The organism is Arthrobacter sp. TE26545 (assembly GCF_056279005.1).
The window spans coordinates 392,961-412,781 of the sequence record NZ_JBWBQM010000001.1; the positions used below are offsets into that span (position 1 = coordinate 392,961).

The window sequence follows — 19,821 nt, forward strand, 5'->3', positions numbered from 1 at the left end:
TTCCTGCGCCCCGCACTTTCGAAATAGTAATCCCTCGAATTTCGATGCCGCATGCCCTTTTTCAAATGCCGGGATCCGGCCATTCCGGATCCGGCATTTGCTTTCTCCCTGGCGGTGCTGGTCGCGGTGAACGCGTTCCCTCAAAGGTGAGAGAGGCCCTCTCCCCCCCACTACGCCCTCAAACTTGAAGAGACTTGACGGCAAGCTTTGACTGCGGAAGGCTCGCTCATATCGTGAACGCTCGCGGGCTCTCATAATCTGGAAGGACGTCGGTGCATGACTCAAACCGGACAGGTCTGCATCGTGGGTCTCGGAACCGTTGGGCACGCTCTGGCGTGCGCTATGCTGGCCGCCGGATACCGAGTCGCCGGAATCGACCTGAATGTCGATCGGCAGAATGACCTGCTGCGTAGCGTCGGTGCCCCATCGACCGCCCGGGCACTCATCGTCGGCGCAGATCCTGTGCCCGCGGACAGTCACATTATCGCCGTCGACACGCCTCTCCGGCCCATGGACCAGGACGTGGACCTTGGTTCCCTAGTCAGTGCGAGCCGCGCGGTCGGAGGTGTTCTACGACCCGGCGATCTGGTCGTCGTGCGATCGACTGTGCCGGTTGGGACGGTTCGGAACACGGTGTGGGGCGAGCTCTCCAACTCCTCTGGGCTGTCCGCTGACGAGTTCCACCTTGCCTATGCGCCCGAACGGAGCATCGTGGGCGACGAGGCCCGGGAACTCGCCACGCTGCCGCAACTGATCGGGGCGTTCGACGCGGAGGCGGCACAGCGGGCCGGCGACCTCCTTGCGGCGGTCACCGGACCCATCGTCACCATGCAAGCGGTCGAGGCCGCCGAGCTCGCCAAGCTGGCGCACAACGCCTACAGCGACCTGCGGCATGCCTTTTCGAACCAGATCGGCATGATCGCCGAGCGCTACAACCTGGACGCCGTGCGCTTGATCGACGAAGCGAACAGAGACTACCCCAGGGACACGATGGTCAGGCCATCACCCGGGGTCGGAGGCTCGTGCCTGACCAAGGACCCATACCTTCTTGCCCAGTCGCTCGCTGATCCGAGCCGCCCGAACTTGTTCACCATCGGCCGCGAGGTAAACGATAGGGTCGCAGCCGACATCATCACCTTGGCTGTCGACTTCGCCGCTACTCAAGGGGCGGAGATCCGAGTGTTGGTCTGCGGTGCGGCATTCAAGGCGCGTCCGCCCACACGGGACACCCGCGGTTCCGTTGGTGTGCTGGTCGCTCATGAGTTGAGCGCCCGCGGGCTGGCCGTCGTCGTTCACGACCCGCACGTAGACGCACAACAGATGCGGGATCTGGGATTGTCTCCCCATCCCGATCTCTTTGACGGCACTCGCTTCGATATCGTGCTGCTGCTCAGCGACCACTCGTATTACGAAGAGGAATTGATTGGAGGCGAGGTGCGGCGCCTGCTGGCATCCCCGTCGCTGGTGTACGATCCCTGGAATCTTGTCGACCCGACCGCCCTACGCCGAGACGCTCCCGACGCGGCTTACGCCAGTATCGGATACAGATCGACGCAGGCGACTGCTGTCGTCAGCCGCGCGCCAACCGAATGAGGGCGCGGTCGTCGAAGCTCCGATCCCCCGGCCGCAAGGACTTGGTCTGCGGATGACGACCTATGAGCAAGGGGTCGTCCGCCAGAAGTTCGGCAAGGGAAGCCTCGCATTCGACGAGCGTCGGGAGCACCACCGGATAGCCGTCGGTGACCAAAGTGACGTCGCGGGTAGCATCCGGTAGGGCGCGCACAAGGATGTGCCGGCTGGGCACTGCTCTCCCGTCCAGCGCTCCGAAGTAGTAGTCGCCCAGTTCGTCGACGTTGCGCAAGTGGCGCTCCTGGCGGAGAAGCCCGAGGATGAGCTCCCGGCCGGGGTCGTCTGCCGCCAGCCGGTCCAGAGCGTACCCGTCTCTCAGACTCGCGGTCAAGAAGGCTGCGCGTACGCGACTCGCAGCGCGCTCGTGCGGCGGGGAGAACGTCACGGTTTCGCCGTCGACACAGAATCCGCCTGAACCCACCAGCCATATCTCGTTCCGAAGCCCCGAGTAGAGCACGACCGAGGCGGAATGCAGATAGTCAGGCGCCGCGCGACCAGCAATGGCCCTCGTGAGAATGTCCATTGCGCGGACCGCGTCGGCATCGACGGGAATGTCATGGACCGCAGTCTCCACGATGTCGGCCAGCTCGGCCCCGGTGGGTGCGGATCCCTTCTCTGGGCCCTTTGCGGATGACCCATCGACGACGCCCCAAAGGCCGTCAGCCACGAGCAGCCGGTCAGCGCCTGCAGACTCTGGCGTTTTCGAGACACAGATCGACTCGACCATGGTGATCTTCATCAGAACTCGCTAGGACCCAGCATGAGCTCCGGTGTTTCGATGAACTCGTCACCCATCACGCGCACCTTCACCACCAGGGCGTACTGGCGGTCCCCGAGGGATCTGAACTTCTTGGGGTTGCTTAGGAAGTACCTGACGGCTGCGGCAGTGCCGTAGGTGTGGGTTCCCGCGAAGATTGTCACCGAGGTTTTCGGGTTGAAGCAGTTCACTGCGCGCAGAATGTAGCCGTAGTCGTAGCCGGGTCGAGACTGGGACGGCGCTGGCGTGCTTGCCGGAGGCAGAATGGCTTCGCCTCCATCGGCGGCGTTGTGCACAATCACCTCGTCTCCGTTGGTTTGGATGGTGATCGGCAGCCTCGGTGCCATCCGATCAAGGACCTCTCGCGTCACCTCGTTGTTCTTGGGACCGCCCAACAGGATCAAGTCGCGCTCTCGGCTCGCGCCGTTCGTGTGCACCGACAAGGTGACGGCATTGCTGTCCAATTCGCCATATGCGCGGGTGAGGGACGGTACAAGGAGCCCAAGCGCGCGCACCTGTCCCAACCCCGTCATCCTCCTGGTATATGCGCCGGTGCCAACGGAGGCGCTCGTGGACAGTACGACGGAGGGACCGGCTTCTCTAAGCCGCCACAGACGTTTCGCGCGGCTGACGCGCACGCGCTTGGCCAGGACCGCCAAGACTGCGGATATCGTCAGGCCGATCGCCGCGCCGAGGGATTGCTCAAGGAACAGGTCGATCATGCGCTCTCCAAAGGGGCCGGGACCGGATAGTAGCGTTCAAGAAAGCTGACTCGTCTGCGCCGCGCCGCTTGTGCGCCAGCCACCATCAAACACCCGGAGCTGACCGGACGCCAGGCTACTTCTCCCAAGGTGCTTTGAGCGGGAAGTACTTCTCCAGGAAATCGACCACCAATTCGGCGCGTTCCTCCGCTGCTACTTCCGGGAAGCTGCCGTCGTTGAGGCAGAAGAAATCCATGTTGCGCTTGGCCAGCAGCTTGGGCAGGTAGTGCAGCCCGGCCCACTGGGTGGTGTCCACGTACCTGACCTTGGCGTCGGTCTGAGTGACGGCGCGGCCGGTGAGCAGGGCGTAGTAGTGGTAGAAGGAGTTGGTCACCGAGATGTTGTCCGCGGCGCGGAAAGTGCTGGCGGCCGTCCGGGCGAACTCCTCGGCGAATTCCTGCTCCATGGTGGCCATGACACTGCGCCGGAGGGGCGCCGCCGTGTGCTCCAGATGCCGGGTGGTGATGCGCCCAAAGCGGTCCCACAGCAGCTTCCGGTTCACCCGCGCGGCGTTTTCGAATCCGCTGCGCTCGGCGTCGCTCGCGCCCAGGCCGATCCGGGTCTCCGCCTCGATGAACTTGGTGATTCCTCCCGGAGTGAAGAACATGTCCGGGCCCACTGGCCTGCCGAAGAACATGTCGTCATTGGAGTACAGGAAATGTTCCGAGAGGCCATCGATGTGGTGCAGTTGGCATTCGACAGCCTGCGAGTTGTACGTAGGCAGCACCGAGGGATCGCTGAAGAATTCCTCGCTGCGCACAATCTTCACGCGGGGGTGGTCCGCGAGCCAGGCGGGGACAGGTGAATCCGTGGCAATGAAGATCCGCCGGATCCACGGAGCGTACATGTACACCGAGCGCAGGGCGTACTTGAGCTCGTTGATCTGCCGGAAACGGGCTTCGTGCGCGTCCCCTTCGCCCACCACCGCACCCTCCATGTGGGCGCGGCGGGCGGCCACATACTCCGGATCGTTGCCGTCCACCCAGGAAAAGACGATGTCGATGTCGAAGTCGATGTCCGAGGCATGGTCCGCGAACATGTTCTCGATGGTCGGCCAGCTCAGCCCGTGGCGCTCCACGCTGCCCCGCACGGCGTCCTGGCGCAGCATGGTGCGGCGGGTCAGCGAGTTTTCCACGGGCAGGATCAGCTGATCGTCTTCGAAGCTCCACAGCTCCAGCTGGACCCCGAGCCCCGGACCGTACTGCAGGCCACCCACCGGTTCCACCCGTGGGCGGTACAAGCGGAAGATCCGGGCCTTGCGGTTCGCGGACATGCTGCCATCTGCCACCAGGACAGAGGATTTCTTCCGTGCGTCCACGGTCATCGAGTAGAAGGGCTCGTCCCGGAAGGCCTCGGCCAAGGACTCCCGCAGCTTCTTGCGGTCCTCCCAGTCCACGGCAATCACGGGCCGTTCGGAATTGCCGCGGACCAAGATGAACTCAATGCCTGCCGCGTCCAACGCCGCCCTGATGGCCAGGAGGTCCTCCACCATGGCCTGCTGCGGCGTCTGGTCCTGGTTGATGAGGGCGTAGCGGCCGTTGTGCCGGACGATGTCCGGCCGGTGCTTGAGCCTGGCCAGGACCGCGGGGGAGCCGGCCTCCGCTACCTCATCGGGTTCGGTGGAGGGGCTGCCGTGGTAGACGGGGTCAAACTGTGTTTGGGTGATGGTTGCGCTCCGGTATTCATGGATCAGGTACTCAAGATGCGGATCCGGCACTCGACCGGCAGGGACTCAGCCGGCGTGCTCCTGCCGCCAGATGCGCAGGAAGGCGCCGCCGGCGTCGTCGTGGATGACATCCTCGCCGAGGCCACGGTCCGCCGCCGTCAGGATACGGTACGGCTTCTCCGGCACGCCGTCCGCGGGGCGGACGTCCAGGTGCTGGACCTCGTGGTCGTTGTGGTGGAGCCAGTCGGCCATGGCGTAGTCGGTGCGGGAATCGCCCACGGTGCGCCACGCCTGCGGGGTGATGCCCTGGGCCGCCAGCAGTTCCACCGCGCGGCTGGCGCCGAGGTCCTTGCCAAGCCGGACGGATTCGATGTCCGTGGAGATGATGGTGGGGTCCAGGCGGTAGTCGCCGGTGTCATCTGATTGCGGTGCGTGATGGTCCAGGATCGCCGCGGACAGGCCATGCCGGCCCAGGAGCTCCAGGGCGTCGGCGTCGAACAGTTTTTGCTCGGCCAGGTAGTCCTCGCTGGGTACGTCGATGTGCTGTTCCACGGACACCATGGCCCGCTTGGTCTCGTCGAAGAACATGTGGGATGAGTAGTCCTCGGCCACCAGGCGGCGGATGTCGTCGCCGTAAGCCTTGGGCACCGCGAGCCCGTGGTCCACGTGTACCGGCCCCGCCCCCTCGGCCGTGTAGCTGAACCAGACGGCGCCCTTTTCGCAGATCGCGTGGATCACCGTGCCGGAGGGCATTCCGGCGGCGATCATCGGCGCCATGACCTGTTCCCGGATGAAGGCGTCCGACCGGCCGGTGTTGAAGATGACCGGGATGCCGGCCGCGGCCAATGCCACAAGATCGGCAATGATGTCCGGCTTCACCTCACGGGTGACGGGGCTGGCCACCGGACCGTCGACGTCGAGAAGGAGCGCGAGGGCTGGCGATGCGGGGCGGGGGGTGCCGGAGCTCGGAACAGTCATGCTTCCATTTTGGCGCAGCAGCCGGACATGTGACGGAGGTGTGACGGACGGCGACGGCGATGGTCACCGTTTGGCCACAAAGCGACAGGCAGGAAGCGGCGAAAGTTTCATTGGCCGCCGTCGTTACTTAGGCTTGCACCGTGATCTTCAAAGCTGTGGGCGAGGGACGCCCGTACCCCGACCATGGTTTTTCCACGCCCAAGGACTGGGCCTCGCTGCCCCCGCGTCCGGTGCGGCTCGACGAACTGGTCACCACCAAGCGCACCCTGGATCTCGAAGCCCTGCTGGCCGAGGATTCCACCTTCTTCGGAGACCTGTTCCCGCACGTCGTGCAGTACCAGGGGGTCATGTACCTCGAGGACGGGCTCCACCGGGCAGTCCGCACGGCCCTGCACCAGCGCACCGCAATACACGCCCGGGTATTGGTCATTGATGGCTAGGAAGCCGAAGGACCTCACCCGCCTCCACGGGCACCGCGTAGTCACAGGTCCGGAACTGCGTGCCACCTTCGCCGAGGAAGAAAACCCCGGACATCCGGGAGGCTTCCGCCGCCGGCTGTTCCACGGGGTGGTCCTTACCCTGCTGCTCGGATTGATCATCGCCGGCATCGTGGGCGCCTGGGCGGTCATGACCGGAGTGGTCAGGTTCCCGGACACGGTCGCCAGCAAGGCTCCGCAGGAGGTGTGCCCCACTACGACGTTCCACTACCTCCCCAACGGCAAAGTGACCGTCCACGTCTACAACGCCACCGGCCGCACCGGCCTGGCCAAGAGCGTCGCGGACCAGCTGAAGGCCCGCGGTTACAAGGTGGGCAAGGTGGACAACGCGCAGACCCGCTACAGCGGTACGGCGCAGGTCATCTCGGGATCCGCCGGGCAGGCCGCCGCGTTCAACATCCAGCGGAATGTCGCGGGAACGGACTATTACCAGGATGACCGATCGGATGCCTCCGTGGACCTGCTGCTCGCGCCGGGGTTCCAGGCACTGGTGAAGCCCGGCCTCGTGGACCAGACGCCGGGCAAGCTCAGCTGCCCGCGGGAAACGCGCCGGATCGCCGACGACGCCAGGCGGCCGGTCCTGCCGTCCGCAGCTCCCTAGGGTTACTTCAGCCGGAGCATCACTTAGAGCTGCATTACTTGAAGCGCAGCGGCGTGCCGCCGTCGTCGAACCTTGCGCCGGCGCCGAGCTGGATGAACCGGACCGTCTGCGTGAGGCGGTCTTCAAAGGTAGGCTGGCCGTCGCCCGCGGCGCCCCCGTGCTGTGTACCGGAGGACCGTGCGGCGCTGGAGGAAAGAGTGCCGTGGATGAGCCGGGCGAGTTGCGGGACGTCCGCCTTGGGCAGGTAGCCGGCCGCGACGCCGTCGCGCAGGATGTCCTCGAGCAGCAGGTTCAGCTCGCCGACATGGTCCGCCAGCTTGGCGAACGACCCGGGGGAGAGCACGGCGGCCATGGCCGGGCCGGGCGGCAGATGGCGGCGGCTGAGGTCCTCCACCTGGGCGCGGACGTAGAGCGCGAGCCGGTCCACGGGGTTGTCCAGCTCCGCGAGCGAGGACCGCAGGTCCCCGAGGAAGCGCTCGGTCTCGTCCAGGGCGTAAGCGATGAGGAGCTGTTCCATGTCCGCGTAGTAGTTGTAGACGGCGGTGCGCCCCACTCCGGCGTGCCGGGCGACGTCGGTCATGGTCAGCCCGGGCAGGCCGTGCGTGAAGAGGAGTTCCCCGAAGGCTGTCAGGATCCGGCGTTGGGTCTCGGCGCGCTGTGCCGCGTTGCTCGTGGCGGTGATCCTGGGCATAGAGACACTTTACAGGGATCTGTCAGCAAACCCCGGCTTTTCCCGTGGGCTTGGGCGCGGGAGGCTAGATGGCGCAGCCGTCCGGGCCGCACGCTTCGGCGTCGGAGCTGCCGACGGCGACCAGCGGGTTCGCTTCCTGCCACGCCTGGTCCAGGGCCTGGGTGAAGACCTCGGCCGGCTGGGCGCCGGAGAGGCCGTACTTGCGGTCGATCACGAAGAACGGCACGCCCGTGACGCCGATGGCCCGGGCCTCTGCGATGTCGCGGCGGACGTCCTCGGCGTACTTGTCGCTCTCGAAGAGCCCGGCGATTTCATCGGCGGGCAGGCCCAGTTCCAGGCCGAGGCCGGTCAGGTACCCCTTGTTGCCGATGTCCTTGCCGTGCTCGAAATGGTCGCTGAGCAGGCGTTCCTTGGCGGCGTCCTGCAAACCGTGGGCGGCGGCGAGGTGGATGAGGCGGTGGGCCGTGAAGCTGTTGGCCACGACGACGGCGTCGAAGCGGTAGTTCAGCCCCTCGCCCTTGGCCTGTTCGGCCACGTGCTCGAACATCCGGCTGACCTGCTCCGGGGCCATGCCCTTGCGCTTGCTGAGATAGTCCAGCTCCGTGCCGTCGTAGTGCTCAGTAATGGTGGGGTCCAGCTGGTAGCTGCGCCACTGCACCTCCACGGAATCCCGGTGCGGAAAATCGGCGAGGGCGGACTCAAAGCGGCGCTTGCCGATGTAGCACCACGGGCACGCGACATCGGACCAGATCTCAATCTTCATGAAGGCGACAACCGCCCCGGCCGGCCCGGCATTCCGCCCGGCGCAGTCGGCTTGCTCACACCGCGCGTCCTGTTGGCAGCGGTGCCGGGACGGGATAGCGTCTCAGCCAGGGGATGTCCGTCCGATGAAGGAGGCCCAGCCGTGACGATTGTCGATAACGCCGTCTACGTGGACGGCCGCCGGACAGCGGATCCGGAAGGGCTCGAGGAGACCTACTTCCTGCTGCGCCAACGCGAAGGCATGGCATGGATCGGCTTGTACCGGCCAGAAGCCGAAGAGCTCCGGTCGGTGGCAGGGGAATTCGGCCTCAGCGCCCTCGCCGTCGAAGACGCCCTCACGGGTCACCAGCGGGCGAAACTGGACTACTACGGCGACATCCTTTTCGTCGTCCTGCGGCCCGCCCGCTACCTCGACGCCGAAGAGAAGGTGGACTTCGGCGAAATCCACATCTGCGTTGGGCCCGACTTCGTGATCACCGTGCGCCACGCGGAATCGCCGGACCTCCACCGCGTGCGCCAGCGCATGGAGTCCCAGCCGGAGTTCCTCGCGCTGGGGCCGGACGCCGTGCTTTACGCCATCCTGGACCAGGTGGTCGATGAATACGAACCCGTCGCGGCGGGCCTCGAAAACGACATCGATGAAATCGAGGACGGCCTGTTCGGCGGTGACCCGGAGGTTTCCCGGCGGATCTATGAGCTTTCCCGCCAGGTCATCATGTTCCAGCGCGCCACGGGGCCACTTACCGGGATCCTGCAGACACTCGCCGCGGGCACGCCGGACCACTCGCTCGCCCCGGAGCTCGTGGATCCGCTCCGGGACGTCCTGGACCACTCCCTGCGCCTGGCCGAGCGGATCAACTCCTTCCGGGCCCTGCTGCAGAACGCCCTCATGGTCAGCGCCACCGTCGTGGCGCAACGACAGAACGACGAGATGCGCCGGCTGACCGAATCCAGCTTTGCCCAGAACGAACAGGTCAAACGCATCTCATCCTGGGCGGCAATCCTCTTCGCGCCAACCCTGGTGGGCACCATCTATGGCATGAACTTCCGCGTCATGCCAGAACTCGACTGGCTCTTCGGCTACCCCATGGCACTGGGCCTGATGTTGGGGATGGGCCTGGTCCTGTACTGGACCTTCAAGCACAACAAGTGGATCTGAGCTACCGGACCGCGAGTTCCATGACGAAGTCGTGTTCCAGCGTGGTGCCGAGCCGGAATGATTTGGTGCCGATCTTCCGGAAACCGCTCTTCTCATAGAAGCGGATGGCCTTCGCGTTCTCGATGTTGACCCCCCCACACCCCTGCCGCACCCAGGGTGGTTGCCCGCTCAAGCGTGCCCGTCATGAGCCTGGCAGCGGCGCCGAGACCGTGATGTTCCGGGTGGACGTAGCATTTGCTGAGTTCCGCAGAAGGCAGCAGGGTCAGTGCAGCGGCCACGGCAGGATCCTGTGCGGGGCGGTACACCAGCATGCTGTAGCCGTGCAGGCCCTCCCCGCCGTCGATCACCAGGATGGTGATGTCCGGATCGGCGAGGTACTGGGCGAACTTTTCGGCGCTGAGAGTGCCGCGCAAATGGGCGGCGATGTCCTCGGGAGAGGACCCCGGCGGGCAAGCGAGCGGAAAGGTGACGGCGGCAAGCCTGGCGAGGGCGCCGGCGTCGTTCTCTGTGGCGGTGCGGATCGTCTCGGTCACGTGGGTCGACCTCCTAGGCGCCGACTGTCTTGAGGTAGTTCCGGATTCCTTCAACCACCAGTTGGTGGTCCTCGTCGGAGGCAAGCCCGGACACCGTGATCGCAGCAATCACACCGGCACCGCGGACCCGGATGGGGAACGAACCGCCGGCCAGGGTGTAGTCCTCGGGCGCGAGCCAGCCGCGCTGGAGGGGGTCGAAATCCGTGAATTGCTCCGACAAGAGCGCAGTGCTGCGCTCAAAGCGGAGCACCGAGGCGGACTTCCGGCGGATCCACTCTTCCTGGTCAGCCGTGGCTCCGGGGAGGACACAGCGGAAGAGCACGAGGTTGTGGCGGCGGATGTCGATCGCAACTCCAAAACCTGAAGAGATGGCATGGTCGGCGATGAGGGACCCGAGCCGCCACGCGTCGTGATTGTCGAATCTGGCGAAGACCAACTCCTCTTCCTGCTGGCGGAGCTCGGCCAGGCGCTGTGAGACGGTCATGCTGCGTCCGCGGCGTAGCTCAAGCCGATCTGGCGGCGGATTTCGTCCATGGCGGCCATGATCGCGACTGTTTCTTCCGGCGGCAGGATGGTGCCTGCCGTTTCGCCGGCCGCAACCAAGCGCTCGATCTCGGCCGCCTGGAACTGCATGCCGCGGCTGTTCACGGGCTGCTCGAAGCGTTCCACCACGCTGCCGTCCACGGCAAACGCGGTGAAGGCGACGGGGGTGTACCAGGTGTGCTCGATGTCGATCCACCCGTCCGTCCCAACAACCAGGGCACGGTTGGCGCTGGCGGCATCGAGCTCGCAATCCACGATCGCCTGCTGGCCGTCGGGGTAGTCGAAGACCGCAGCAGTCTGGCGGTCCACACCGGTAGCCGTCATCGAGGCGCTCGCATGGATCCGGGACGGGGTGCCAAGGATGTCGAACGCGAAGGAGATGGGGTAAATGCCAAGGTCCAGCAGCGCCCCGCCACCCAGTGCGGGATCGTTCAGCCGGTGGGCCGGGTCCTTGGGCAGGCTCTGGTTGTGGCTGGCCACCACTTTTCGGACCTGGCCGATGGTCCCGGCCTGGATGACTTCGCGGAGGCGGACCATATGCGGCAGGAACCGGGTCCACATGGCCTCCAACGCCACCAGTCCCTTGGATGAGGCCAGATCAAGGATCTCCTGGGCCTCGCGGGCGTTCATACTGAACGACTTTTCCACCAGGACGTGCTTTCCCGCGTTGAGGGCCCGCAGGGCATTCGCGTGGTGGAAGGGGTGCGGAGTGGCGATGTAGATGACGTCGACATCCGGGTCTGCGACGAGTTCCTCGTAGCTGCCGTGCGCGGTGGGCACGCCGTGTTTCCCGGCGAACGCTTTGCTCGAGTCCAGGGAACGCGATCCCACCGCCTGCACCGTGAACCCGTTCTCAAGCAGGTCCTGGGTTTGAAGCCCCGCGATGAAACCCGTTCCAAGGATTCCCCAGCGGATTTTCCCATCGGAAAGTGACACGTGTTCAGTCCTCTGTTTGCTTGGGCAGCGGGTAGGCCACGAAGGCGAAGCGCTCCGAGTCGGGCGACCAGCTGTTGACGTTGAGCGTACCCTGACCGCCGAACAGCGGCCATGAATGCAGCGGGGTTTTCCAGTCGGCCGTGGAGACAAGTACGACGGCGACCGGCAAGTCCCCGGGGTGGCCAACGGTACCGCCGGGGAACCGGATGTAGCTGGCCAGGCGGCCGTCGGGGGAGAGATGCGGGAACCAGTCGACGGTGTCGCTTTTGAGGAGCTGTTCGAAGCCGGTCCCGTCAACGCGGATGCGGGCGATTTGGGCATGCCCGGGAACGGAAGAGAAGGACTCCGTGTTCAGGTAAAACCACTCACCGTCCGGCGAGTACTCCGGCCCGTCGCAATGCCCGGGTCCGGCGTCGACGGCGGCGGTAGCACCGCCGTCGGACGCTATGGTCATCAGGCGACCGGGCTGCGTGAAGTCCCCGCCCACAATCCCCACGTACGCCAGTTCCTTCCCGTCCGGGCTGACGCCGTGGAGGGAAATGGAAGGAGCCGTCGTCCTTGGTGACGCGTTCAGCTCTGCCGCCGGTGAGGGCTGCCCGGTAGATATGGCTGTCGTTGGCGGAGAGGAAGATGGTTTCGCCGTCCGGTGCCAGCACGTGGTCGTTGTTGAGTTCGGGGATGCCGGTGAGGGGGACCTCGGTGAGCTCCCTGGCGGAAACGTCGAGCGTCCACAGCTTCCCGTTCCCGTTGAGGACAAGTGCCGTGCCGTCGATGGTCCAGTTGGGTGCTTCAAGCAGCAGCTCATCGGTGCCGTAGGCCAGCTCGGCTTCCCCGTTCGTGGACGCGATCCACACCTCGCTGCGCTGCCCGGCTTGGAGGGTGCGGAAACCGTCGCCACGGTCGGGCGATTTTGTTGAGTTCATGAGGTAGCTGGTCCTGGGTGGCGGCGTCCCGGCCGACAAGCTTTTTCTGCTCGAAGGCCGGGACGTCGAAGAAACCGGGCTTAGAGGGTGGCGTTTTCCGGCGCGCGGTCCTCGGGTAGGGGAACCGACGACGGCGTGTCAAGGGTGGCGCTTTCCGGTGCCCAGTCCTCGGGGAGGGGAGCCGACGATGGTGCGGAACTGGCGACGTCGACGAACGTGCCTGAGTCAACGGACTCCGAGATGGCGATCATCGTGTCCAGGACGTGGAACGCAAGCTCTCCTGTGGCGCGGTGCGGCACCCCGGCGCGGATCGAACGCGCCATGTCAAGGACACCCATGCCGCGGCCGTTGGCCGGGCCGGTGGTCGGAACGACCGTCCAGTCCTCCTCGCCGGGGCGGATGATCTTGAGTTCGCCGTCGAAGTTGTTCGGGTCCGGCACCAGCAGGCTGCCTTCGGAACCGGAGATCTCCACGTAGCCGAAATTCATGTAGGCCGACTGGAAACTGAAGGTGCTGTGCGAGATGGCACCTTCCTCGAACTGGATCTGCGCGCTCACGTGCGTGGGCACCTCGACCTGGAACTCCTCGCCTTCCTTGGGGCCGGTGTGGACCTTGCGGACCTCCCAGGCCTTGGAGCCCATGGCGGCGACGCGGCGGGCACTGCCGAACGCCTGGACCAGGGCGGTGACGTAGTACGGGCCCATGTCGAAGAGCGGCCCTGCGCCCTTCTGGAACAGGAAGGACGGGTTCGGGTGCCACAGGTCCGGACCCGGGTACTGCATCACGGTCTGGGCGGACAGCGGCCTCCCGATGTCGCCGCGCTGGATCGCCCGGATCGCAGTCTGCAGCCCCGCGCCCAGGAAGGTGTCCGGTGCGCAGCCGACGCGCAGCCCGGCGGCTTCGGCTTCGGCCAGCAGTTCCCGGCCGCTTTCGCGGTCGAGGGCAACGGGCTTCTCGCTCCACACGTGCTTTCCGGCACGGATGGCCTGCCGGCCGACCTCGGCATGGGCTGCGGGGATGGTCAGGTTGACGATGATCTCGACGTCCGGGTGCTCCAGCGCAAGCTCCGGAGTGCCGTGCCGCGCCACTCCGTACTCCTCCGCGCGGGCCTTCGCTGCCTCGGGGAACATGTCCGTGATGGCGATGACTTCAAGGTCCGGGAACTTCGTCAGGTTGTCCAGATACTGGGTGCTGATGTTTCCGGCGCCGATAAGGGCGACGCCGACCTTGCCCTTGTTCATTTGGCGGCCGCCTCGGTGCCTGCGGCTTCGCCGGTGGTGTCGCCGGCCGTGAGGTAGGCAAAAGACGCCGCGATGCCTTCGAAGATGTCGCCGCCGTAGGCGTCGAATTCGATGACTCCGACTTCGAGCGCGGACGGTGCCTTGATGATGCTCCGGATGTCCAGTTCACCCTCGCCGGCCGGAAGCTGGGTGGCGGTGACCTTGCCCAGCTCCTCGACGTCGAAGCGGTCGCCCGGGAACTGGGTGATGGGGCCGTCCTTGACGTGGATGGCAACCACCCGGTCGCCGAACTTCTTCAGGTATTCGACCGGGTCCTGGCCCCCGGCCGCCACCCAGTAGGTGTCCACCTCGAGGACGACCTCGGGGTCGAGCAGCCCGGCGAAGAACTCCAGGGCCGTGACGCCGTTGATGGTGGAGGCCACTTCCCAGTAATGGTTGTGGTAGCCCACACGGAGGCCGTATTGGGCCCCCTTCTTCGCGGCGGCGTTAACCCGCTCGGCGATGGAGCGGACGCTTTCCTCCGTTTGCCATTCCTCGGGCAGCGTGAAGGGATCGATCACCGTGCCAATGCCCAGCCGCTTGGCGGCGGCGAAGATTTCGTCCTGGTCCGAAGACAGGAGCGGGGCGTGGCCGGTCGGCGCCGTAAGGCCGGCGGACTTGAGACCCTCCTCGAGGGCGTCGACCGTGGCGGCGAAGTTGTAGGGCTCCACCTGGGTGAGGCCGATTCCGGCGAGGCGTTCAAGGGTGCCGCCGAGGTCGGATTCGACCGCATCGCGGACCGAATAGAGCTGGACCGAAAGACTCATGTTTCTCTCTCTTCTTGTCTTTCCCGGCCCGGAGGCCAGGTGTGGTTTTCAGGCTGTTTGTGCAGGTCAGCGGCCGGCGAGGGATCCGCCGATGCCGCCGACGCTGAAGTACTTGTTGAGGGCCGCGAAGACGAAGATCGGTGGAACCATCATGACCACGGCAAGGGCCATGACGGAACCCCAGTCGGTGGCGTTCTGCTGGAAGAAGGACTGCACGCCCACCGGCAGGGTGAAGATCTCGTTGGAGCGGAGGAAGACGATGGCCACCAGATAGTCGTTCCAGGCGAGCAGGAAGGCGAAGATCGCCGTCGAGAGCACGCCCGGGAGGCTGTTGCGCAGCACTACCTTGAGGAACGAGCCGAACACGGAGCACCCGTCGATCCACGATGCTTCCTCGAGGCTGACCGGGATGGAGTCGAAGTAGGCGGCCATCATCCAGGTGGCCACGGACATGGTCGAGGCGACGTAGACGATCGTGATGCCAAGCAGGTTGTCCACCAGCCCAAGGTTCGCGAACAGGATGAAGAGCGGCACCACGGAGGTGATGATGGGCAGCGACTGCATGACGAACAGCAGCAGCGAATAACCGGAGACGGCCTTCGATTTGCCGCGCGAGAGGACGTACCCGGCGGGGGCCGCGACGGCGACGGAGACGACTACCGTCGCCAGGGTCACCACGAGGCTGTTGGCGAGCCAGGTCGATGCGAGTGTCTTCTCGAAGACGCCGCTGAAGTTCTCCAGGGTCAGGCCCGTGGTCGAGCTCGCCGAGGCGGGCAGGACCGCGAGGACCACGACGGCGCCGATCGGGACCAGTACGACGGCGGTGACCGCCAGGATGAGCGCGAACCGCCACCAGCGGCCGCGCATCCCTGCTTCGGAGACGGGACGGCGCTTGCGTCCGTTTGCGTTGAACTGGCCGACACCGGCGGGGGGCGCCGTATGGGTGTGCAGGACGGTGCTCATTCGACGCTCGACTTTCGGATCTGGCGGTAGAGGAGGGTTGAGACGATCACGAGCGTGATGGTCATGAGGAACGCGACAGCGACGCCGGGCCCGGTCTGGAAGTCCTGGAAGACCTTGCGGTAGGCGTAGACCACGAGCGAGGTGGTGGCGTCGACGGGTCCGCCGCCGGTGAGCAGGTAGATGGTGGGGAAGTCGTTGACGCAGAAGATCGTCATGAGGATCCACGAGATGTAGGTGGAGCGCGCGGTCAGCGGCAGGGTGATGCCGGTGAACTGCTGCCAGCGGCTGGCGCCGTCCATGCTGGCTGCTTCGTAGACGGTGTTGTCCACGGAGGTGAGGGCGCCGGCGCTCATCATCATCATGAACGGGAAGCTGACCCAGACCTTGAACAGGCACACGGTGATGGCGGCCAGGGTCGGATCGGCCAGGAACAGCGGGGTTTCCAGGCCTAGGGCCGTGAACACCTTGTTCGTGGGGCTGTCCGGGGAGGCCACGAGCCAGTTCCAGGCGGTGGAGGAGACAACGATCGGCACCACCCAGGGGAGCAGGAGCAGCACTTTGAACAGTCCGCCGGCCGGGATGCGGGTCCTCAGCAGCAGGGCCAGGCCGAGGCCGACGGCCCAGGAGCCGAAGACGCCTACGATCGTGAAGACGATGGTGAACTGGACGGCCTTCCAGAACGCTTCGGAGCCCAGGACCGAGGTGAAGTTGTCGACGCCGACGAAGTTGCCGGCGTCGATCAGGGAGCCATCGTGGGTGGCCTGGACCCCGGCGTAGATTAGCGGGTAGCCGTTGATCAGCACGAGGAGCAGCACGGAGGGCAGGATCAGCCAGAAATAGGTCCGGCTGGTCTGGCCGTGCAGCTTGCTCGCGCGGTTCAGGCTTGTACGGCTTGGTGACGGGCGGCCCGAACCGCCGGGGGCTACCCCGCGGCGGGCCCGGGCAAGACCCGAATTTACGGTAGTCATCGGAGTGCCTTCCGCGTCAGGACTTCACGACCTGCTTGAGGCCGGATTCGAAGGCCTTCAGCGCGGTCTTGGCATCGCCCTTTCCGGTCAGGACAGTCTGGGCGAACTGGGTCAGGGCCTGGCCGCCGTCGAGCACCGCAGTGTTGGCGGTGAGCTTGGTGCTGCGGGCCGCGAACGTCTTGGCGATGGGCTGCCAGTCCTTGACGATCTTGACGTTGTTGGCGTCAGCGGTGAACTCGGGGAGCTCGGTGATGGACTTGAAGACGGGCAGGGCGTTCATGAGCTTCTGCTGCCAGAGGTCCTTGAGCTTGCCGAGGTAGTAGACAAGGAAGGCCTCGGAAGCTTCCTGGTTGGGAGTGTTCTTGTACAGCATGATGTTGTTCGGGAACACCAGGGTGGCCTTGTCCCCGTGCGGACCGGCAATCGGGTCGGCCACGAGGAGGTCGCCGCTGCTGTCGCCGACGCGATTGGTGAGGCCGAAGACGTGGGGGCCGTACGCGGCCTTGCTCTTGTTTTTCCACTGGGCGTCGTGGTTGTCCTGGTTGTAGCTGACGCCCGCGGGGTCGATGATTCCGTTGGAGTAGAGCTCGTACATGAACTCGATCGCCTCCACGTTGCGGTCGTTCATGACGTCGACCTGGCCGTTCTCGTCCCAGACGCCGCCGCCGTTGTTGACGATCATCTGGATGACGGCGTGGTTGCCGAGGAAGTTGCCGGCTCCGGCGCCGGTCATGAAGCCGACGGCGCCGATCTTCTTCAGTGCCTTGCCGGCCTCCAGGAGCCCGTTCCAATCCGTGGGGACGGCGACGCCGGCCTTGTCGAACAGGGACTTGCGGTACCAGTTGACGCGCATGTCCAGCTGCCACGGGACGGCGATGTAGCCCTTGTCCGACTTGAAGGGATCAATGACGCCGGGCAGGAAATCGTCGAACTGGCCGTTCTTCTTGAGGGCGTCGATGACCTTGTCCGCGTAGGCGATGGCACCCTGCTGCTCGAACTGGAACGCCTGGAAACCGCCACCGGTGGAAACCGCGGGGCCGGTCTTGGAGGCGATGGCCGAGGAGAAGGTCTGGTAGAAGTTGTTCCACTGGATGGTCTGGTAGCTGGCCTTCAGGTTCGAGCCGCTGGGTGCATAGCCTTCGGTGATCTTCTTGGCGGCATCGTTGTAGGCCGGCGTGCCCCACGGCATGTCCCAGAACTTGATGGCATCGCCGCTTCCGGTCTTGGACGCCGAGCCGCCCCCGCAGGCGGCCAGCAGCGGCACCGAGGCAGCCGCGGCGGTCAGGCCGAGGAAACCGCGACGGGAAAAGGAACGGTTCCGTTCCGTCGTTGCATTCATGTTCTTCTCCTTTCGGGACCGACTGCTACGGCGCAGGGTCGGTCCGGCCCCGTTGAGGGGCCTTGGTTGAGGTGATGCGATTTGTGGGAATTGGATCCGGGGCTCAGCCGAGCTGGGCGAGTTGCGCCGTCAGCCGGGCGAACCCGGCAAGATCGGCGGGAAGGGTGCCGGCGTCGAGGTGTCCCTTCAACCGGCGCCAGCTGCCGCGGTGGGCGGTTTCGTAAAGGGTGGGCAGCAGCACTTCGCCCTGGCCCGCGGTAGCCCGTACCTCGGCCGGCCAAGCCGCGGACGGTTCCGGGACCGAAATGCTCACGCCGCCGTCGTTGGTGTAGAGGCGGAAGTCGACGCCGGCGGCCCGGCCGTCGCTGAGCACGCCCTGAAGGGTGGCCGGGGCGGCGTTGGCGAGCCGGGCGGAGACCGTGTAGCCATGCGGCCCCCGGTGGAGCACGTGCACCGACTCCAGCGGCCCGGTGAGCCGTACGACGGCGGCGAGGTGCTCCGCAAGGAGCTGTTCCGGATCTCCGCCCGCGGCGGAGGTGGCGACCGTGTCCAGCATCGCCGTCCGTCCAGCGACGGAGCGGACGGCGTCCTCGGCACCCACCAGACCTGGATTGGATGCCCAGCGGTGGTCCAGGACCACCGCGGCGCCGACGGACGCCGCGGCCCGTGACAGGGCGGAGGTGTCTTCGGCGTGCGGTGCGATGACCACCACGCCGCGGGCTCCGGCGTCGACGGCGCGGATCGCCTCGCTTGTCCAGCCTGCGGCGCCTGCGATGGCGGCCACCTGGGCGTTTTCCCCCGTGGCTGCGGGGCGGAAGCTCAGCGGCAGCGCCGCGACGGCGGCACCCACGGCGCCGTTTTCGTCGGCTTCCTGGGTGGCGGCAAAAGTGTAGCTCGTGTTCATGCGCCGGCTCCCGCGGGTTCAGCCGTTGCCGCGGCCGCCGACGCTTCGGCGATGGCGAGGGCGAAGACAAGGTCGTTGATCAGGTTCTCGGTGGACAGCGGTTCCGCGGTTCCGCGGGCGAGGCGGGCGAGTTCACGCCATTCGCCTTCGTAACCGTTGTGGCCGAACGGACCGTGGCTGCTGCTTGCGCCGCCCCGGGTGATCCTCGCGACGGCGGAACCCGCCTGGACATAGGAGGGTGTGAAGTCCGCGCGTAGGTCGGCCTCGTCCGAGATCGCTTCAAAGGTCCATTCGGGCTTCCAGGTGCTGCTCATGACAGCGCGGAGTTCAACGGTCCGGTTTCCTGCCCGCAGCGACACGACGTAGCCGAAGGGGCGGACGTGGTGCGCCTGGAGGATTTCGAGGTCCTGGAAGTCCGGGACGAACCGGCGGACCAGAGGGAGATCGTGGATGGCGAGTCCCATGATCCCGCCTTGGAGGGCGTTCCTGATGACTTCGGGATCGGTGTAGTCGGGGGAGTCCGTTGCAGGGCGGGTGATGACCTCAGTGGCGAAGTCTTCAAAGCGGGCGTTGGGCGGCAGCACGATCGAGGAGCGGATGGTGTGCGCGGTTTCGGGTAATTCGCCCCAGTTGGCCTCGGCGGCGAGCCAGCCTGGGTCGAAGGTGTGCATGGCGCCGACGATGATCGGCACCCCGGTTTCCTTGCTGACTGCCGAGATCTGTTCTGCTTCCGCGGCGTCCATTGCGAAGGGCTTCTCGCAGAGGACGGCCTTCTTTCCCGCACGGCAGGCGGCGATGACCTGTTCTGCGTGGAATTGGTGCGGGCTGCAAATGGCGACGACGTCCACTTCCGGGTCCGCGAGCAGCGCCGCCACGTTGCTGCCGTGCGTGGCGCCAACCCGGGATGCCACGGATTCTGCAACGGCGAGGTCCGCGTCCATGATGTGGCGCACCGCGAAGAGATCGCCCAAGCGGGCGAGGGCGGGCAAGTGAATGGCCTGCGTTACCGGGCCTGCGCCGATGATCCCGACCCCGAGGATTCCTGCTGCGGTGTCGTTGCCGGTCAAGCTCCACCTCCTTGTGTGCAAAATCTATGCGCTTTAATCGCGGCGCAGTACTAATCAAAGCGCCTAGATGTGACCTTGGCAACACCTTTCGCCAAGA

Annotated in this window: 21 protein-coding genes and 1 pseudogene; 4 read left to right on the forward strand and 18 right to left on the reverse strand. The window is 65.7% G+C overall.

All coding sequences use genetic code 11. The annotated features are described in order from the left end of the window. Positions 1 to 276: 276 nt before the first annotated feature. The gene (locus tag ACZ9CK_RS01730) at positions 277 to 1,593 is read left to right on the forward strand and encodes a nucleotide sugar dehydrogenase (protein ID WP_476049054.1); all 1,317 of its coding nucleotides are present in this window, start codon (positions 277 to 279) and stop codon (positions 1,591 to 1,593) included. On the opposite strand, the gene ACZ9CK_RS01735 is transcribed toward ACZ9CK_RS01730, so the two are convergent. The 4 genes from ACZ9CK_RS01735 to ACZ9CK_RS01750 all read right to left on the reverse strand — a co-directional run bounded on the left by ACZ9CK_RS01735 (position 1,571) and on the right by ACZ9CK_RS01750 (position 5,791). Further along, complete coding sequence (locus tag ACZ9CK_RS01735; RefSeq protein WP_426302063.1) at positions 1,571 to 2,368, reverse strand: hypothetical protein; 798 nt, start codon at positions 2,366 to 2,368, stop codon at positions 1,571 to 1,573. The two genes, ACZ9CK_RS01730 and ACZ9CK_RS01735, sit on opposite strands and share 23 nt — an antisense overlap. Next, positions 2,368 to 3,108: a hypothetical protein gene (locus tag ACZ9CK_RS01740; protein WP_426302064.1), complete on the reverse strand. Its 741-nt coding sequence runs from the start codon at positions 3,106 to 3,108 to the stop codon at positions 2,368 to 2,370. The genes ACZ9CK_RS01735 and ACZ9CK_RS01740 overlap by 1 nt, the downstream gene beginning before the upstream one ends. Positions 3,109 to 3,223: 115 nt before the next feature. Beyond that, positions 3,224 to 4,813: a stealth family protein gene (locus ACZ9CK_RS01745; protein ID WP_476050837.1), complete on the reverse strand. Its 1,590-nt coding sequence runs from the start codon at positions 4,811 to 4,813 to the stop codon at positions 3,224 to 3,226. Between the two features lie 66 nt (positions 4,814 to 4,879). After that, positions 4,880 to 5,791 carry a Cof-type HAD-IIB family hydrolase gene (locus ACZ9CK_RS01750; RefSeq protein WP_426302065.1) on the reverse strand — a complete coding sequence of 304 codons (912 nt, stop codon included), beginning with the start codon at positions 5,789 to 5,791 and terminating at the stop codon, positions 4,880 to 4,882. A gap of 140 nt (positions 5,792 to 5,931) precedes the next feature. Between ACZ9CK_RS01750 and ACZ9CK_RS01755 the strand changes: the two genes are divergently transcribed. Together ACZ9CK_RS01755 and ACZ9CK_RS01760 are read left to right on the forward strand one after the other, a co-directional pair. Continuing rightward, positions 5,932 to 6,231, forward strand: coding sequence for a type II toxin-antitoxin system VapB family antitoxin (locus ACZ9CK_RS01755; protein WP_074590616.1), 300 nt, complete (start codon positions 5,932 to 5,934; stop codon positions 6,229 to 6,231). Beyond that, the gene (locus tag ACZ9CK_RS01760; RefSeq protein WP_426302067.1) at positions 6,224 to 6,889 is read left to right on the forward strand and encodes a LytR C-terminal domain-containing protein; all 666 of its coding nucleotides are present in this window, start codon (positions 6,224 to 6,226) and stop codon (positions 6,887 to 6,889) included. The genes ACZ9CK_RS01755 and ACZ9CK_RS01760 overlap by 8 nt, the downstream gene beginning before the upstream one ends. Positions 6,890 to 6,923: 34 nt before the next feature. On the opposite strand, the gene ACZ9CK_RS01765 is transcribed toward ACZ9CK_RS01760, so the two are convergent. Beyond that, on the reverse strand, positions 6,924 to 7,580 hold the full coding sequence (locus tag ACZ9CK_RS01765; RefSeq protein WP_476049055.1) for a TetR/AcrR family transcriptional regulator: 657 nt from the start codon (positions 7,578 to 7,580) through the stop codon (positions 6,924 to 6,926). A 64-nt stretch (positions 7,581 to 7,644) separates the two neighbouring features. After that, positions 7,645 to 8,343, reverse strand: a complete 699-nt coding sequence (locus tag ACZ9CK_RS01770; protein WP_476049056.1) for a DsbA family oxidoreductase — start codon at positions 8,341 to 8,343, stop codon at positions 7,645 to 7,647. Positions 8,344 to 8,484: 141 nt separating this feature from the next. Between ACZ9CK_RS01770 and ACZ9CK_RS01775 the strand changes: the two genes are divergently transcribed. Beyond that, a complete protein-coding gene (locus tag ACZ9CK_RS01775; protein ID WP_426302070.1) occupies positions 8,485 to 9,501 on the forward strand; it encodes a magnesium and cobalt transport protein CorA in 1,017 nt (338 codons plus the stop codon). 1 nt (position 9,502) lies between these two features. Here the strand turns inward: ACZ9CK_RS01775 and ACZ9CK_RS01780 are convergent. The 12 genes and pseudogenes from ACZ9CK_RS01780 to ACZ9CK_RS01835 all read right to left on the reverse strand — a co-directional run bounded on the left by ACZ9CK_RS01780 (position 9,503) and on the right by ACZ9CK_RS01835 (position 19,724). Beyond that, positions 9,503 to 10,034: pseudogene (locus ACZ9CK_RS01780) on the reverse strand (N-acetyltransferase family protein). 13 nt (positions 10,035 to 10,047) lie between these two features. Further along, positions 10,048 to 10,518, reverse strand: coding sequence for a heme-degrading domain-containing protein (locus ACZ9CK_RS01785; RefSeq protein WP_476049057.1), 471 nt, complete (start codon positions 10,516 to 10,518; stop codon positions 10,048 to 10,050). Beyond that, a complete protein-coding gene (locus ACZ9CK_RS01790) occupies positions 10,515 to 11,513 on the reverse strand; it encodes a Gfo/Idh/MocA family protein (protein WP_476049058.1) in 999 nt (332 codons plus the stop codon). Before ACZ9CK_RS01790 ends, ACZ9CK_RS01785 begins: the two co-directional genes overlap by 4 nt. 4 nt (positions 11,514 to 11,517) lie before the next feature. After that, complete coding sequence (locus ACZ9CK_RS01795; protein ID WP_476049059.1) at positions 11,518 to 11,967, reverse strand: TolB family protein; 450 nt, start codon at positions 11,965 to 11,967, stop codon at positions 11,518 to 11,520. Beyond that, complete coding sequence (locus tag ACZ9CK_RS01800) at positions 11,879 to 12,436, reverse strand: TolB family protein (RefSeq protein ID WP_476049060.1); 558 nt, start codon at positions 12,434 to 12,436, stop codon at positions 11,879 to 11,881. Before ACZ9CK_RS01800 ends, ACZ9CK_RS01795 begins: the two co-directional genes overlap by 89 nt. Before the next feature lie 80 nt (positions 12,437 to 12,516). Continuing rightward, entirely contained in the window at positions 12,517 to 13,677 is a 1,161-nt protein-coding gene (locus ACZ9CK_RS01805; RefSeq protein WP_476049061.1) for a Gfo/Idh/MocA family protein, read from the reverse strand. Next, on the reverse strand, positions 13,674 to 14,483 hold the full coding sequence (locus tag ACZ9CK_RS01810; RefSeq protein WP_426302076.1) for a sugar phosphate isomerase/epimerase family protein: 810 nt from the start codon (positions 14,481 to 14,483) through the stop codon (positions 13,674 to 13,676). The genes ACZ9CK_RS01805 and ACZ9CK_RS01810 overlap by 4 nt, the downstream gene beginning before the upstream one ends. A 66-nt stretch (positions 14,484 to 14,549) precedes the next feature. After that, positions 14,550 to 15,446, reverse strand: a complete 897-nt coding sequence (locus tag ACZ9CK_RS01815) for a carbohydrate ABC transporter permease (protein ID WP_426302077.1) — start codon at positions 15,444 to 15,446, stop codon at positions 14,550 to 14,552. Then, the gene (locus ACZ9CK_RS01820) at positions 15,443 to 16,414 is read right to left on the reverse strand and encodes a carbohydrate ABC transporter permease (RefSeq protein WP_426302078.1); all 972 of its coding nucleotides are present in this window, start codon (positions 16,412 to 16,414) and stop codon (positions 15,443 to 15,445) included. The genes ACZ9CK_RS01815 and ACZ9CK_RS01820 overlap by 4 nt, the downstream gene beginning before the upstream one ends. 16 nt (positions 16,415 to 16,430) lie before the next feature. Then, positions 16,431 to 17,753, reverse strand: coding sequence for an ABC transporter substrate-binding protein (locus tag ACZ9CK_RS01825; RefSeq protein ID WP_476049062.1), 1,323 nt, complete (start codon positions 17,751 to 17,753; stop codon positions 16,431 to 16,433). Positions 17,754 to 17,856: 103 nt separating this feature from the next. Continuing rightward, complete coding sequence (locus ACZ9CK_RS01830; protein ID WP_476049063.1) at positions 17,857 to 18,657, reverse strand: hypothetical protein; 801 nt, start codon at positions 18,655 to 18,657, stop codon at positions 17,857 to 17,859. Then, complete coding sequence (locus ACZ9CK_RS01835; RefSeq protein ID WP_476049064.1) at positions 18,654 to 19,724, reverse strand: Gfo/Idh/MocA family protein; 1,071 nt, start codon at positions 19,722 to 19,724, stop codon at positions 18,654 to 18,656. Before ACZ9CK_RS01835 ends, ACZ9CK_RS01830 begins: the two co-directional genes overlap by 4 nt. Positions 19,725 to 19,821 lie beyond the last annotated feature (97 nt).

Coding starts and splice junctions, on each gene's coding strand:
- ACZ9CK_RS01730 (WP_476049054.1), top strand. CDS start 277: ATGACTCAAACCGGACAGGTCTGCATCGTGGGTCTCGGAACCGTTGGG.
- ACZ9CK_RS01735 (WP_426302063.1), bottom strand. CDS start 2,368: ATGAAGATCACCATGGTCGAGTCGATCTGTGTCTCGAAAACGCCAGAG.
- ACZ9CK_RS01740 (WP_426302064.1), bottom strand. CDS start 3,108: ATGATCGACCTGTTCCTTGAGCAATCCCTCGGCGCGGCGATCGGCCTG.
- ACZ9CK_RS01750 (WP_426302065.1), bottom strand. CDS start 5,791: ATGACTGTTCCGAGCTCCGGCACCCCCCGCCCCGCATCGCCAGCCCTC.
- ACZ9CK_RS01760 (WP_426302067.1), top strand. CDS start 6,224: ATGGCTAGGAAGCCGAAGGACCTCACCCGCCTCCACGGGCACCGCGTA.
- ACZ9CK_RS01765 (WP_476049055.1), bottom strand. CDS start 7,580: ATGCCCAGGATCACCGCCACGAGCAACGCGGCACAGCGCGCCGAGACC.
- ACZ9CK_RS01770 (WP_476049056.1), bottom strand. CDS start 8,343: ATGAAGATTGAGATCTGGTCCGATGTCGCGTGCCCGTGGTGCTACATC.
- ACZ9CK_RS01785 (WP_476049057.1), bottom strand. CDS start 10,518: ATGACCGTCTCACAGCGCCTGGCCGAGCTCCGCCAGCAGGAAGAGGAG.
- ACZ9CK_RS01795 (WP_476049059.1), bottom strand. CDS start 11,967: ATGACCATAGCGTCCGACGGCGGTGCTACCGCCGCCGTCGACGCCGGA.
- ACZ9CK_RS01800 (WP_476049060.1), bottom strand. CDS start 12,436: ATGAACTCAACAAAATCGCCCGACCGTGGCGACGGTTTCCGCACCCTC.
- ACZ9CK_RS01805 (WP_476049061.1), bottom strand. CDS start 13,677: ATGAACAAGGGCAAGGTCGGCGTCGCCCTTATCGGCGCCGGAAACATC.
- ACZ9CK_RS01810 (WP_426302076.1), bottom strand. CDS start 14,483: ATGAGTCTTTCGGTCCAGCTCTATTCGGTCCGCGATGCGGTCGAATCC.
- ACZ9CK_RS01815 (WP_426302077.1), bottom strand. CDS start 15,446: ATGAGCACCGTCCTGCACACCCATACGGCGCCCCCCGCCGGTGTCGGC.
- ACZ9CK_RS01820 (WP_426302078.1), bottom strand. CDS start 16,414: ATGACTACCGTAAATTCGGGTCTTGCCCGGGCCCGCCGCGGGGTAGCC.
- ACZ9CK_RS01825 (WP_476049062.1), bottom strand. CDS start 17,753: ATGAATGCAACGACGGAACGGAACCGTTCCTTTTCCCGTCGCGGTTTC.
- ACZ9CK_RS01830 (WP_476049063.1), bottom strand. CDS start 18,657: ATGAACACGAGCTACACTTTTGCCGCCACCCAGGAAGCCGACGAAAAC.